This window comes from Annamia dubia NIES-4383 (assembly GCF_055394725.1).
The window spans coordinates 3,070,166-3,083,918 of sequence record NZ_AP025630.1; the positions used below are offsets into that span (position 1 = coordinate 3,070,166).

The 13,753-nt window shown below is 32.0% G+C and carries 14 protein-coding genes and 1 pseudogene; 10 read left to right on the forward strand and 5 right to left on the reverse strand.

Features of this window, described 5'->3' with window-relative positions:
• Nucleotides 1–14 precede the first annotated feature (14 nt).
• Together mraY and Anndu_RS13825 are read right to left on the reverse strand one after the other, a co-directional pair.
• Nucleotides 15–1,121, reverse strand: a complete 1,107-nt coding sequence (gene mraY, locus Anndu_RS13820; protein WP_464101765.1) for a phospho-N-acetylmuramoyl-pentapeptide-transferase — start codon at nucleotides 1,119–1,121, stop codon at nucleotides 15–17.
• Nucleotides 1,122–1,203: 82 nt separating this feature from the next.
• Nucleotides 1,204–1,428 (reverse strand): DUF3134 domain-containing protein, encoded by a 225-nt coding sequence (locus Anndu_RS13825; protein WP_464101766.1) that lies wholly within the window; start codon nucleotides 1,426–1,428, stop codon nucleotides 1,204–1,206.
• Between the two features lie 100 nt (nucleotides 1,429–1,528).
• Between Anndu_RS13825 and Anndu_RS13830 the strand changes: the two genes are divergently transcribed.
• The 3 genes from Anndu_RS13830 to cbiT all read left to right on the forward strand — a co-directional run bounded on the left by Anndu_RS13830 (nucleotide 1,529) and on the right by cbiT (nucleotide 4,295).
• Entirely contained in the window at nucleotides 1,529–2,116 is a 588-nt protein-coding gene (locus Anndu_RS13830; RefSeq protein WP_464101767.1) for a PAP/fibrillin family protein, read from the forward strand.
• A gap of 81 nt (nucleotides 2,117–2,197) precedes the next feature.
• A complete protein-coding gene (locus Anndu_RS13835; RefSeq protein ID WP_464101768.1) occupies nucleotides 2,198–3,640 on the forward strand; it encodes an aminotransferase class I/II-fold pyridoxal phosphate-dependent enzyme in 1,443 nt (480 codons plus the stop codon).
• Between the two features lie 64 nt (nucleotides 3,641–3,704).
• Complete coding sequence (gene cbiT, locus Anndu_RS13840) at nucleotides 3,705–4,295, forward strand: precorrin-6Y C5,15-methyltransferase subunit CbiT (RefSeq protein WP_464104101.1); 591 nt, start codon at nucleotides 3,705–3,707, stop codon at nucleotides 4,293–4,295.
• A gap of 147 nt (nucleotides 4,296–4,442) precedes the next feature.
• On the opposite strand, the gene Anndu_RS13845 is transcribed toward cbiT, so the two are convergent.
• From Anndu_RS13845 to Anndu_RS13855, 3 genes and pseudogenes are all read right to left on the reverse strand, one after another.
• Nucleotides 4,443–5,081, reverse strand: a complete 639-nt coding sequence (locus tag Anndu_RS13845; RefSeq protein WP_464101769.1) for an LON peptidase substrate-binding domain-containing protein — start codon at nucleotides 5,079–5,081, stop codon at nucleotides 4,443–4,445.
• A gap of 30 nt (nucleotides 5,082–5,111) precedes the next feature.
• A complete protein-coding gene (locus Anndu_RS13850) occupies nucleotides 5,112–5,417 on the reverse strand; it encodes a hypothetical protein (RefSeq protein ID WP_464101770.1) in 306 nt (101 codons plus the stop codon).
• Nucleotides 5,418–5,687: 270 nt separating this feature from the next.
• Nucleotides 5,688–6,713, reverse strand: a pseudogene (locus tag Anndu_RS13855) (IS630 family transposase).
• Between the two features lie 138 nt (nucleotides 6,714–6,851).
• On the opposite strand from Anndu_RS13855, the gene Anndu_RS13860 reads away from it, so the two are divergent.
• The 7 genes from Anndu_RS13860 to Anndu_RS13890 all read left to right on the forward strand — a co-directional run bounded on the left by Anndu_RS13860 (nucleotide 6,852) and on the right by Anndu_RS13890 (nucleotide 13,715).
• The gene (locus tag Anndu_RS13860) at nucleotides 6,852–7,826 is read left to right on the forward strand and encodes a pyruvate dehydrogenase complex E1 component subunit beta (protein WP_464101771.1); all 975 of its coding nucleotides are present in this window, start codon (nucleotides 6,852–6,854) and stop codon (nucleotides 7,824–7,826) included.
• A 124-nt stretch (nucleotides 7,827–7,950) separates the two neighbouring features.
• Complete coding sequence (gene secD / locus Anndu_RS13865) at nucleotides 7,951–9,408, forward strand: protein translocase subunit SecD (protein ID WP_464101772.1); 1,458 nt, start codon at nucleotides 7,951–7,953, stop codon at nucleotides 9,406–9,408.
• A gap of 107 nt (nucleotides 9,409–9,515) precedes the next feature.
• The gene (secF, locus tag Anndu_RS13870; protein WP_464104102.1) at nucleotides 9,516–10,466 is read left to right on the forward strand and encodes a protein translocase subunit SecF; all 951 of its coding nucleotides are present in this window, start codon (nucleotides 9,516–9,518) and stop codon (nucleotides 10,464–10,466) included.
• 102 nt (nucleotides 10,467–10,568) lie between these two features.
• Nucleotides 10,569–10,940 (forward strand): hypothetical protein, encoded by a 372-nt coding sequence (locus Anndu_RS13875; protein WP_464101773.1) that lies wholly within the window; start codon nucleotides 10,569–10,571, stop codon nucleotides 10,938–10,940.
• A gap of 72 nt (nucleotides 10,941–11,012) precedes the next feature.
• The gene (locus Anndu_RS13880; protein WP_464101774.1) at nucleotides 11,013–11,351 is read left to right on the forward strand and encodes a 2Fe-2S iron-sulfur cluster-binding protein; all 339 of its coding nucleotides are present in this window, start codon (nucleotides 11,013–11,015) and stop codon (nucleotides 11,349–11,351) included.
• A 205-nt stretch (nucleotides 11,352–11,556) separates the two neighbouring features.
• Nucleotides 11,557–12,447 carry a beta-carotene hydroxylase gene (gene crtR / locus Anndu_RS13885; protein WP_464101775.1) on the forward strand — a complete coding sequence of 297 codons (891 nt, stop codon included), beginning with the start codon at nucleotides 11,557–11,559 and terminating at the stop codon, nucleotides 12,445–12,447.
• A gap of 296 nt (nucleotides 12,448–12,743) precedes the next feature.
• On the forward strand, nucleotides 12,744–13,715 hold the full coding sequence (locus tag Anndu_RS13890) for a DUF6208 family protein (RefSeq protein ID WP_464101776.1): 972 nt from the start codon (nucleotides 12,744–12,746) through the stop codon (nucleotides 13,713–13,715).
• The last annotated feature ends 38 nt before the right edge of the window (nucleotides 13,716–13,753 follow it).

Below are 13,753 nucleotides of genomic sequence, written 5' to 3' on the forward strand. Positions count from 1 at the left end.
AAAATTTAACAAATTTATTTAATAATTAAAGCTAAGATAACTAAAGCTGTATTTATTAAATAAAATAAACCGACAATTTGAGTTTCACTCCACCCGCTAAGTTCGATATGGTGGTGAATTGGCGCCATTTTTAATAATCTTTTTCCAATGCCATTTGCGTCTTTAGTTGCTTTATAATAATAAACTTGAGCAATGACGGAAATACATTCTATACAAAATAAGCCACTAATAATAAATAATGCCCAAAGATTCCCACTTAATAAGCCTACTGCTCCTAATGCTCCGCCTAAGGCCAGTGATCCCGTATCCCCCATAAAAACTTTAGCAGGATTATGATTGTGAACCACAAAACCGAGACAACCTCCGGCCAAACAGGCACAAAAGACCATTAAATGAGGGTGGGTGGGTGCTACGACAATTCCTAAGCCGATCGCAGCGATCGCCGTTGTCCCTCCGGCTAAACCGTCCACCCCATCGGTAATATTAGTAGCATTACTTTCCGCAATTAAGACAAAAACGGCAATAATCCAAAAGAAAATACCCAGAGAAATAATCAGATTAAAAGGTAATTTAATCTGAGTCAAATCTGCTGATTGAGTGAAACTCATCCAACTACAAAATAAAGTCGCCCCGATGATTTGTAAAATTAATTTCATGCGGGGGGAAATGCCTTTATTTGATTTTAATTTTAAGATTTGCCAATCATCTAATAAACCGATGGCACAATAGGCTAAAGTTAATAAACAAACTGCGATTACTTGGGAATTAAAACCCGTTAAAATTATAGCTAAAATAGCGACTACGGGAATAAAAAAGATCCCTCCCATCGTAGGAGTTCCTGCTTTTTTTAAATGGGTTTGAGGCCCGTCTTCTTGGATGATTTGCCCTGTTTTTAATCTTTGTAAAATCGGGACAACGATCGAGCCTAAAATAGCAGAAACTAAACCAGCAATAATTAAAGGAAAACTGAAAGAATTAAGAAAATTAAATTGATTAAAAATTTGATAATTTTGCCAGTCTATAATAATAGTAAATAAACCTAAAATTAGAGTTAATAGAAATAATAAACTCCTACCTGTGGGTTTAAATAAAGTTTTTTTAGAACCAGTTTTTGTTGTCACAATTCACTCACACCAGAAATATTAAAAATTAATTATTTGTCATTTGTCATTTGTTAGAAATTAATTATCAATTATCAATTATTTAATCTTCTAAAAGCATATCATCTTCATCAAGATCGCTGTCATCTACTTCCATTAATTCTGAAATTTCTTCATCTTCATCGCCCATGACATCAAAATCTTTGGCTTCACGGGGCATGAGTCTTCCCGTTTCTTTTAACCAATCTAATAAAGAGGTTTCTTGTTTCATGGGAATAACACTTGCGGGTTCTTGTCTTGGTTTTTGACTTAAAGAAGGATTTTTCATAATGATACAATTAGTAATTAAAATAAAAAATAGATAGATTAAAATTTAGTTTATCATTGAAATTTGATTTTTGCTAATTATCTAAGATTAAATATCAACTATGGACAAAAAAGCCGAATTATTAGAAGCGATCGCCGGAAAAAATCGAGGTTTATTAGCCAATGATCTCGATAATATTAAAGTTTTAACCATTGTAGAACAATTAGAAGACCATAATCCTACTGTTAACCCACTTTCGGCCAAGGAGCAATTAAACGGTAATTGGCGTTTACTCTATACTACCAGTAAATCTTTATTAGGTTTAGATCGAGTTCCTTTAGTTAAATTAGGACAAATCTATCAATATATTTCCGTTAAAAATAATAAAATATATAACATTGCGGAAATTTTAGGATTACCACTTTTAGAGGGTTTAATTACCGTAACCGCTAATTTTACATCAGTATCTCATAAAAGAATTAAAGTTAATTTTGAACGATCAATTGTTGGGTTACAAAGATTATTAAATTATCAAAATCCCCCTCAATTTATTAATTTATTAGAAACAGGGAAAAATTTTTTACCCCTTGATTTTAAAATTAATAATGATCAAAATCAACCTTGGTTAGAAATTACATATTTAGATGATAATTTACGCATTAGTCGAGGTAATGAAGGCAATGTTTTTATCTTATCAAAAACACAATAAACAGTTGACAATTGATAATTAATAATTGATAATTAATTTCTAACAAATGACCAATGACAAATAATCAATAACTAATAATTAATGAATAACTTACCCTTATTAAATCAACTAAAAAAATTAGTAAAAAATCCTGATATTGCCTTTTACGCCCCCGGCCACAAAAGGGGTAAAGGTATTAGTAAATATCTCCTTAATTTATTAGGTAAAAAAGTCTTTAAAGCTGATTTACCAGAATTACCAGATTTAGATAATCTTTTCGCCCCTGAAACTGTCATAAAAGAAGCTCAAAACTTAGCAAGTCAAGCTTTTAAAGCAGATAAAACTTGGTTTTTAGTTAACGGATCAACCTGTGGCATTATTGCTTCAATTTTAGCAACTTGTAACCCCAATGATAAAATTATTTTACCGAGAAATTGCCATCAATCTGCTATTTCTGGATTAATACTTTCCGGTGCCATTCCTATCTTTATTAACCCTGAATATAATCAAGAATTAAATTTAACCTATAATATCACCCCAGAAGCCGTTAAAACCGCTTTAGAAGCCCATTCAGACGCTAAAGCCGTCTTTGTGGTATCACCCACCTATCAAGGTATTTGTGCGGATCTTGAAGCTATAGCTCACATAACTCATAACTATCAAATCCCTTTGATTGTAGATGAGGCTCATAGTCCTCACTTTTGTTTTTATCGGGATTTACCACCATCTGGCCTAAGTTTGGGGGCTGATCTGGTCATTCAGTCAACTCATAAAATATTGGGGGCAATGACACAAGCCTCAATGCTCCATCTTAAAGGTGATCGAATAGACAGCGATCGCATTAGTCAAGCCTTACAATTAGTACAAACCACAAGCCCAAGTTACTTATTATTAGCCTCTCTCGATGGTGCGAGACAACAGATGATGAGTGACGGAAAAATATTAATGGAAAATACCTTAAATATTGCGAATTATGCCAGAAAAGAACTTAAAAAAAATCAAAATATTAAGATATTAGAAAGAAATAATTTACCCCAAAAAGGATTTCATTATTTAGATCCTACTCGTTTAACGATTTTTACAGATAAGTTAAAAATGACAGGTTTTGAATTAGATGATTTATTAAGAGAAAAATATAATATTACAGCAGAATTACCAATGTTAAATCATCTAACATTTATCATTAGTTTAGGTAATACTCAAGAGGATATTAATAGTTTAATTAAAGCTTTAAAAAATATTAAACCATTGGCAAATAACGATTTTGCTAACTTTAAATTACCACCAATTAATAATAATTGCCCTTTAAAAATTTCACCCAGAGAAGCCTATTTTTCCCAAACAAAAAGCGTAAAAATTGAAGAAACAATAGGTAAAATTAGTGGGGAATTAATTTGCCCCTATCCCCCCGGAATACCCTTATTATTACCAGGAGATGAAATTACTTTAGAAACTATTAATTATTTACAACAAGTTTTAAATTTTGGTGGTATAATTACAGGAGCGAGTGATTCATCTTTAGAAACTATTAAAATTATTATTTAATTAAATTTTGAACTATTAATTGAGGACTGCTATAATATTAATACAATCTAATTTATTACTTATTATTATGTGGAAATATGTAACCCCCGGCATCCCAGATCAAATGTTTACAAGACTTGCGGGTATTCCCTTAACCAAAAAAGAAGTAAGATTATTATTAATTTCTGCTTTAAGAATGACTGCTAATTCTGTTTTATGGGATATTGGAGCAGGGACTGGTACAATTCCCGTAGAGATGGGTTTATTATGTCCTAATAGTCAAATTATTGCCATTGAAAGAGATGAAGATGTCGCCCGTTTAATTAGAACAAATTGTGATACTTTTGAGGTTAAAAATGTTAAAATTATTGAAGGTAATGCCCCCGAATGTTTCCCTGAAATTAAGCCTTTACCCGATCGAGTTTGTTTAGAAGGAGGTAAGTCAATTAAAGGAATGTTACAAGAAATTTGGCAATATTTAAAACCCCAAGGAAGGGTAGTAGTTACTGCTACTAATTTAGAGACTTTATACAAAATTTCCGAAAGTTTTTCCCAACTTCAAGCCCGAAATATTGAGGTAGTTCAATCGGGAATTAATCGTTTAGAAACAATCGGTATTCAACAAACTTTTGTAGCAATGGATCCGATTTTTATTTTAAGTGGAGAAAAGTTATAATTATGATTAGTTATTTATTATTAGAAACAAAAATTTAAGTTGATCTATCAAAAAATAATTAATTCATCATAGAATATTAAATATTTATTCAATATTATTATATAATTATTAAAGAATAACCAATAACCAATAACTAATAACAAATAACTAATTTAAAGCATCTTTTAAAGCAGTTCTAGCGGCCAAATGTTTACAAGTAGAAGACAAAATTTCTAACTCTCTTTCTAAGCGTTGTTGAGTGTTTTGCATTTCTAATAAACTTTGTTGTTCGAGGGCAACTCCCGCTAAATTACTGGCTACCCAATAGGATAATTCAAGGGGTGTACTGGGAATATCTTTGGGAATTTCGATTATTTGATCTGTCAATTTTGATGATAAGTGAACCACATCTTGTAATAAGTTTTTAACTGTCATGGCCATCGGCCTTAAATTATTATTAATAGGTTCATCTTCGATCCATTCCACTAAACCTACTCGATAGGGTTTTTCCCTAATAAATTCTAAAACTCTAAATCGAGATTGACCTAATGTTAAAATTTTCATCCGATCATCGGGTAAGCGTTGAAAATGGATGATCTCCGCACAACAACCAACATTGGCAATTGTACCTTGACTGGGATCAAACATTAACACCCCAAAACGGCGATCGCCTTCAAGGATCGTATTCATCATGATCCGATAACGATATTCAAAAATATGTAAAGGTAAGGGACGACTGGGAAACAAAACCAGTTCAGGGAGAGGAAAAAGGGGAAGTTCTCGTACACCAATAGAATATGAGGTCATGGATTTTTACGATCATTACAAAGTTCTTTTTTAGTTTATTTTAACTGATTTTGATTGATTTTGCTGATCTTTTATTCTCAATTCCCAAAAAGCAATTGTACCTATGAAAAAAGTATAAATTGCAGAATTTAAGATATTTTTACCTTGATTTTTTGCCAAAAAACCTGCAATAATTCCTTCAATTAGATGAACAACAATTGCCACTGTACCAAAAATACTTAAAAGTTTTAATAAATCAGGCAATTCTCGATTATTAAATAATAAAAAAATAACGTATAGATCTAAGATTATTGCGCAGATCATCACAAGGATCGCAATAATTTTAATTAATTTCATTGGGAAAGATTTAATTATGATTTGATCGATTTTCATCTTCATTATCAGTTTGTTATGATACTAATTAATCAAAAATTATAAAAAAAACAAATTTATTCTAACATAAATTGACTTGAATTTATTACTATAGCGATCCTAAATGGCTTGTGGCAAATCAATTATTTTTAAAAACAGAGTTAAAGTGTTATTATGAATAAGAAATAACGAATAATGAATAACAAAAGGGTTAACTTTTTTTGCCACGACCAATTTAGGACTGCTATAGCAATCCTAAATAGGTTGTGGCAAAATTCCATATTGATAAAGTTTGGGGAAATCAAATATTTGACCATGCGCAAAAAACTTAAATAGCCACTTTACTATTTTAAATGATTTACATAAATGATAGAATTGTCTAATAAAATTTTTCACTTGTAGCCAAATATCTTCTACCGGATTTTGTTCTGGAGCATTAGGGGCAAATTTATGACAAGTAATTAACCATTCTTCTTCCAATAAATCTTGATTTATTATAGTTAAATACTCCCTAAATTCTTTTGAGTCATGATAGGTTGCTCCATCCCAAAATATTGCTAATCTTTTTCCTTTTCTTTTTGATAGTAAATACTTGATAAATTTGATCGTATTTTCTGTATTTCCACTTTCATATTCTTTGACAATAAATTCTTTAGTTTGATAGTCTAATGCCCCATAATAAGTTTGTCGGCTTTTTTCATTTTTAATGGGAATTTCTATTCTTTGATCTGTTCTTCCTCAAACATAACCTAAAATGTCTCCCCAAAGTAAATGACATTCATCAATCATAAACACTACAAGCTCTCCACTCTCTATTTCTTCTTTCCAAATCTCTAATTTTTCACTGATTTCTTTTTTTTAGCTTCGACTAATTCGTCATTTTTAGCCGGATTCTTTTTTGAGTTTTTTCCAACTTATTTTCGCTTCTTTGAGCAAACTATAATAACTTTGATTGGATTTATAAATAATATTATATTCTCGCTCTAAATAAATTTTTAAATCTGATAATCTTAAATATTCTTGCTCTCTTAACCAATTAATAACTTGGTCTTTTTCTTCTGGTTTTAATTCACTTTTAGTTCCTTTAAACTGTAATTTCAAGCTTTCTACTCCACAAAAAAGAGCTTGATTTTTCCACATACTAATAAAGCTATGAGAAACTTGTAATAATTCTTTTACTTCATGGTATGATTTTCCTTCTAAAATCATTTTGACAGCTAAAGCCCTTTTTATTTCTTTAGCCTCTTTTGTTTGATTGATAAAATCATTTAACTCAGAAATAATGTTCATTTTTTTTTCCTTGAATTTAGATTATAATTAATATTATATCTGTTATGACCTATTTAGGATTGCTATATATTTATTTTATGAGCAAAAAATGATAGGATTAATGACACAGTTTATCGAATAAGGAAAAAAATGGCAGAAACCTTAATGTTTAACGCCCTGCGCCAAGCAATAGATGAGGAAATGGCAAGGGATGATAAAGTTTATGTTCTCGGTGAAGATGTGGGTCATTATGGCGGATCATACAAAGTAACCAAGGATCTTTATAAAAAATATGGTGACTTACGGGTTTTAGATACCCCGATCGCCGAAAATAGTTTTTGTGGTATGGCGGTGGGATCTGCTATTACCGGTTTACGCCCCATTATTGAGGGCATGAATATGGGCTTTTTACTCTTAGCTTTCAACCAGATCGCCAATAATGCGGGAATGCTTAGATATACCTCTGGGGGTAATTTTAAAATTCCGATGGTGATCCGAGGCCCAGGTGGTGTGGGCAGACAGTTGGGGGCAGAACATTCCCAGCGTTTAGAGGCTTATTTCCATGCTGTGCCGGGGTTAAAAATTGTGGCTTGTTCCACTTCCTATAATGCCAAAGGTCTCTTAAAATCAGCGATTAGAGACGATAATCCGGTTTTATTCTTTGAACACGTTTTATTATATAACTTAAAAGACGATTTACCCGATGGTGAATACCTTGTGCCTTTAGATAAGGCTGAAATGGTGAAAACAGGTAAAGATGTGACCATTTTAACCTATTCTCGGATGCGTCACCATTGTACTCAAGCTCTTAAACAATTGGAAAAAGAAGGTTATGATCCTGAAATTATTGATTTAATTAGTTTAAAACCTTTTGATTTAGAAGCGATCGGTAATTCTATTCGCAAAACTCATAAAGTGATCATTGTGGAAGAATGTATGAAAACTGGTGGGATCGGAGCGGAATTAATTGCTTTAATTAATGATCATTTCTTTGATGAATTAGATGCGCCTGTGATCAGACTTTCTTCTCAGGATATTCCTACTCCTTACAATGGTAAATTAGAGCGTTTAACTATTGTACAACCTGAAGATATTGTTAATGCTGTAAAAAATATTATGGCATAACAGTGAGAAGTGGGAAGTGGGAAGTGGGAAGTGGGAAGTAATGACCAATGACCAATGACCAGTTACCAGTGACCAGTGACCAATAACAAATAACTAATAACCAATAACCAATAACTAAATATATATGCAAAGACAACAAACCTTATTGGTACTAATTTTTGTACTAATACTTGGGGCAATTACAATTTTAGTTAGACCATTATTACAAAATCCTTCCCAATATCCCTTACAATTGGGGCTAGATTTAAGAGGAGGTACACAATTAACCGTTGAATTACAAACTACTCCCGAAGTTCCTCAAATTACTCCTGAAAAACTTGATGGGGTGAAAAACGTCATTGAAAAACGGGTTAACGGCTTAGGAGTTTCTGAGGCTGTAGTGCAAAAAGTAGGGGAAAAACGAGTTTTAGTTCAATTACCCGGAGTCAGTGATCCCACCCAAGCCGAAAAAGTTTTAGGGGGAACAGCCCAACTTGATTTTAGAAAAGAAACGGCCGATGTTCAAGCTAAAACAGAATTTCAAGTTAGACAACAGGAATTACAGGAATTATTACAGTCTTTTGCCCAAAAACAAACGGCTGAAAACCCAGATCAACAAGAATTAGCTAATTTAACTAAACAAATTGAAGATAAACAAAATCAAATTAATCAATTATCTGAAAATTTATATGAAAAAACAGGTTTAACAGGGAAAAATTTAATTAAATCAGGTTATCAACCTGTACAAAATAGCAAATTATGGGAAGTTACCCTCAAATTTAACTCACAAGGTGCGCAACAATTTGCACAATTAACTAAAGATATTGCGGGAACTGGCCGCAGAATGGGCATTTTTCTGGATAATGCTCTCATTAGCGCTCCCAATGTTGGGCCTGAATTTGCGGCCACAGGTATTACGGGGGGGAATGTGGTTATTACAGGTAATTTTACCCTTGAAAGTGCCAGAGATCTATCTTTACAGTTAGAAGGGGGTTCTTTACCCGTACCCGTTAAAATCGTGGAAAATCGCACCGTTGGCGCAACTTTAGGACAAGATAGTATTAAAGCGAGTATTTATGCAGGTTTGGCTGGATTAATTTTTGTACTCATTTTTATTGGTGTTTATTATCGTTTACCCGGTCTTATTGCGGATATTGCTTTAATTATCTATGCTTTATTAACTTTAGCCTCCTATTCCATTTTTGGAGTTACTTTAACTTTACCTGGGATCGCCGGATTTATTTTAAGTATAGGCATGGCGGTGGATGCTAATGTCTTAATTTTTGAACGTACCAGAGAAGAATTAAGGGCAGGAAAAACCCTTTATCGTTCGGTGGAATCGGGCTTTTATCGGGCTTTTTCCAGTATTTTAGATAGTAATGTTACTACTTTAATCGCCTGTGGTGCGCTGTTTTATTTAGGCTCAGGTTTAGTTAAAGGTTTTGCTTTAACCTTAGCAATGGGTGTTTTAATTAGTATGTTTACGGCTATTACTTGCAGTCGAACTTTATTATTATGGGTGGTTTTAAGTTTACCCGGAGTTCGTCAAAAACCGGAATTATTTTGCCCTAATTTATCTTCAACTGTTACCACTGATCAGTGAGAAGTGGGAAGTGGGAAGTGGGAAGTAATAAATGATAACGAATAACTAATAACCAATAACCAATAACTAATAACCAATAACTAATAACAAATAAACAATAACAAATGATTAAATTTAGTGTTATTAAACAACAAAAATTTTGGTGGACATTTTCGGCGATCGGCATTTTATTTGGTATTATTGGAATGATCATTTCTTTTAATATTCTTCATGCTCCATTACGCCCTAGTTTAGACTTTGTGGGCGGGACAAGAATTCAATTAGAATTAAGTTGTGCCGCCCAGAAAAATTGCCAAGCCCCCATCAATACTGCCCCTGTTCAAGCAATTCTTAATCAAGAAAAATTAGGTAGTAGTAGTGTACAAGTTTTGGATCAATATAGTTTATCTATTCGCACCGAAACTTTAGAGCCAGAAAAACGAAATCAATTAATTAATTCCCTCAATCAAAAAATAGGACAATTTGATCCCCAAAGCATTCAAATTGATACCGTAGGCCCTACTATTGGGAAAGAATTATTTAGATCCGGAATTTTGGCTTTAATTATTTCTTTTGTGGGAATTGTGGTTTATTTAACTTTCCGTTTCCAATTAGATTATGCCGTTTTTGCTATTTTAGCTTTAGTTCATGATGTATTAGTTACCTGTGGATTTTTTGCTATCTTAGGTTTAGTGGCAAATGTGGAAGTAGATAGTCTATTTTTAGTGGCATTACTAACAATAATTGGCTTTTCTGTTAATGATACCGTTGTAATTTATGATCGCATTAGAGAAAACCTTGAACAAGATCAAAAAGAAGGTAATTTACGCTCAATTGAACAAATAGTAGATGATGCGGTTAATCAAACTTTAACCCGTTCAATTAATACTTCTTTAACCGCTTTATTGCCATTAATTGCTATTTTTATATTTGGTGGTGATACTTTAAAATATTTTTCTTTAGCTTTAATAATTGGTTTTGTCTCAGGCTCTTATTCAAGTATCTTTTTTGCTAGTACCCTTCTGGCTTGGTGGCGTAAACGTAAATTCAGTCAACAACCGACAATAATTAGTGAATAGGAAAAAGGGGCTTAATTAAAATTAATTAAAAATCCTAACTAAAAATCAGATCGGTTAAAATTAAAATAGATCTGATTTTTTTATTTTAGAAATAAAACTATTATGAATAATGAAAAATTAAAATTAGAACCAAAAATAAAAAAATATTATCAATTAATCGTTGTTCGTCAATGGAAAATTGTCTTAATTTGTTGGTTAACCCTTGGTATTTTTTCCTTTTGGGAATTGAGAGCAGAATTTAAACTTTGGGCTGAATATTTTACCTGGTCAGCCGTGCGTTATGCTTTAGTTTATCACCGACTTTCTGCTATTTGTTTATCTATTTGTATCGGTTTAACTCTTGGTTTATTAATCAGACAAAGTAAAGAGATTTTATGGGGTTTTTCCGATCAAGAAAAATATCGTTTACAACGGGAAGTTGATAAAATATTTGAACAGGGACAAACCCATCCTTTCTATAAATTTTTAGAATAATTAATTTTTACTAAATCTAAATATCTGAAGTAAAATAGATCTGAACAATATGCTCAAAAATATCTTAAAATTATGCCAACTTATCAAGTTAGATTAATTAATGAAAATATCGGTTTAGATCAAACAATTCAAGTCGCCTCAGATCAATATATTATTGACGTAGCAGATGAAAATGGGATTACTTTACCCTCAGGTTGCATGAAAGGCGAATGTTCCTGTTGTGTGGGAAAATTAGTTAGCGGTCAAGTGGAACAAAATGAACAAAAATTCTTAAAACCCCCAGAAACCCAAGCAGGTTATATTTTACTGTGTGTAGCCCGTCCTATGTCCGACTGTACGATCGAAACCCATCAAGAACAGGTTTTATATAAATCAGGGCTTTATTTACGCCCAGAATGGACTTTATCTTAATCTCGTTTTGAGATCTTTGTTTTAAAAGAAATAAATTTTGTAGGGGTGAACGGCCGTTCACCCCTACAGATTTTCTTAACTCTCCTAATCATTAATTTGGTAAAATGCGCTAATTTTGTTACAAAACTTTATAGATTAACGCTATTATTGTAAACTATGGTTAATAAAAAGAAACAAAACTTAAAATAAAGGAGTAAAGGTAAAGATGGAGTCGGCTCAAACGGTGCTGACAGTTCCCAAAGACTATCTTAAAGCCGATGGGGGCTTCAATCCTAATGTGGGAATGTTTTTAGGTGCATTAACACTGATTAGTTTATCAGTGTGCGGATACTGGCTTTGGGGCTGGGCAGACTGGTGCTGTTTTACTGCAAATGTTCTGGCTTTGCACCTCTCAGGTACGGTCATTCATGATGCTTCTCACAATAGCGCCCACAGTAATAAAATTCTCAATGCAGTTTTAGGGCATGGTAGTGCGTTGATGTTAGGCTTTGCATTTCCTGTCTTTACAAGGGTACATTTACAGCATCACGCCAATGTTAATGATCCAGAAAATGATCCTGATCATTTTGTCTCAACGGGAGGCCCTTTATGGATGATCGCCGCCCGTTTTTTCTACCATGAAATCTTTTTCTTTCAACGCCGTTTATGGCGCAATTATGAGTTATTAGAATGGTTTTTGAGCCGTTTATTTGTGATAACTTTAATTATTCTGAGTTATCACTATGGTTTTAGTGAATATATTATGCACTTTTGGTTTGTTCCCGCTTTAGTGGTGGGAATAGCATTAGGATTATTTTTTGATTATTTTCCCCATCGTCCGTTCCAAGAACAGAATCGTTGGAAAAATGCCAGAGTTTATCCTAGCGCCATTTTAAATCTTTTAATTTTAGGACAAAATTATCATTTAGTACATCATCTTTTACCCTCTATTCCTTGGTATCGTTATCAGAAAAGTTATTATGTGATGAAGCCTTTATTAGATCAAAAAGGTTGCGATCAATCTTTAGGATTATTAGAAGGTAAAAACTTCTGGAATTTCCTCTATGATTTAGTTTTAGGGATTCGTTTTCATCATAAAAAAGAGGTTAAAGTTTAGTTAGAAATTATTAATAATTTTTGTAATTTTAACCAATATATTAACTTCTTTTTTCTTATAATTATATTAATAACAATTCAGGTTATTTAATCATTTTAAAAAAATTTAAAATTTTAACTAGATTTTAAATAGTTTGTAGTTACATTTTAGTGCTATAATTGAGTGCTAAAATTTAAGAGCAAACTATTTATTTTTTTATCTTTGATTTAATTAGTAGATTAAATATCTATCTATCTAACTAATAAAATTGCTTATTACTTATTACTTGACTTGTGCAAGAAATCTATTGATCCTTTATGAAAAATTCCCTCTATTCTTTAATAGAAATTCCTTTAGCCTTAGCATCATTTTTATTTTATAAAATGATGAAATTTTCCATTGGTATTCTTTATACTGCCTACTTATATTCTAATCAGGATAAATCCCAACAATGGCGAATTTTATCACAAGAAACGATTGATTCAACCTTAAGTTTACCCGTTTTAATGACTAAAGGCCCACGATGGAATACCCATGCAATTATTGGCACATTAGGGCCTTTTTCCGTCAAAGAATTATTAGAAATAGATATATTATCCCCTTGTCAATCTGCCCAATCTTGGATCGCCGTTATTTATAGTTTTCCCACTTATCAAACTATTACCAGTATTACCTCAAAAGAGTTTTTTAATCAGTCTTTATCTCAAGATAATAAGTGGCGAAAATTAACTTTAAATACGGGGAAATATTCCATTGGCATTCGTTATTATAATCGTCAAGAATCCATTTATTTACCCCAGATAAAAATTGATGGAATTAATTATGTTTCTCCCCAACCAGTTAACCCTCAAATTAATAATTTTTATCACCAAATTATTAATCGCAAAAATTTATTTTATTTAGCTTTACATTATTATATATTTACTATTTTAAAATATCGTAAAAATTTACCAGAAAAATTTGTTCATGCTGAATTTTTACCAGTGGGCGCGCCTGATACTCAATTTATTTATAATTATTTATTAAAAGGTGCAGTTTTAGAGGTAACAATTAATCCCCAAATTTTAGAGGCTTATCATATTTATTTAACTGTTTATGATCGCTGTAGTTTACCCATTGAATTTACCGAAATTGAAACCACAAAATATCTAACTAAAATATTAGAAAATAATGGTTATTATTTATTTAGGATTCGTGCTAAAGATGAGCTTATTTCGGTAATTGAAAATCCGTTAACTTATCAGATCCAAGATGAAGACAGTTTCACTCAAAAAGTTATGATTGAATAATATTATCTCCTTGGGAAAATTAAGCAAACAAAATTAAA

Bases quoted from the DNA above. Each gene is read 5' to 3' on its own strand.
- Anndu_RS13825 (WP_464101766.1), bottom strand. From the start codon at position 1,428: ATGAAAAATCCTTCTTTAAGTCAAAAACCAAGACAAGAACCCGCAAGT.
- Anndu_RS13830 (WP_464101767.1), top strand. From the start codon at position 1,529: ATGGACAAAAAAGCCGAATTATTAGAAGCGATCGCCGGAAAAAATCGA.
- Anndu_RS13835 (WP_464101768.1), top strand. From the start codon at position 2,198: ATGAATAACTTACCCTTATTAAATCAACTAAAAAAATTAGTAAAAAAT.
- Anndu_RS13845 (WP_464101769.1), bottom strand. From the start codon at position 5,081: ATGACCTCATATTCTATTGGTGTACGAGAACTTCCCCTTTTTCCTCTC.
- Anndu_RS13850 (WP_464101770.1), bottom strand. From the start codon at position 5,417: ATGAAATTAATTAAAATTATTGCGATCCTTGTGATGATCTGCGCAATA.
- Anndu_RS13860 (WP_464101771.1), top strand. From the start codon at position 6,852: ATGGCAGAAACCTTAATGTTTAACGCCCTGCGCCAAGCAATAGATGAG.
- secD (WP_464101772.1), top strand. From the start codon at position 7,951: ATGCAAAGACAACAAACCTTATTGGTACTAATTTTTGTACTAATACTT.
- Anndu_RS13875 (WP_464101773.1), top strand. From the start codon at position 10,569: ATGAATAATGAAAAATTAAAATTAGAACCAAAAATAAAAAAATATTAT.
- Anndu_RS13880 (WP_464101774.1), top strand. From the start codon at position 11,013: ATGCCAACTTATCAAGTTAGATTAATTAATGAAAATATCGGTTTAGAT.
- crtR (WP_464101775.1), top strand. From the start codon at position 11,557: ATGGAGTCGGCTCAAACGGTGCTGACAGTTCCCAAAGACTATCTTAAA.
- Anndu_RS13890 (WP_464101776.1), top strand. From the start codon at position 12,744: ATGAAAAATTCCCTCTATTCTTTAATAGAAATTCCTTTAGCCTTAGCA.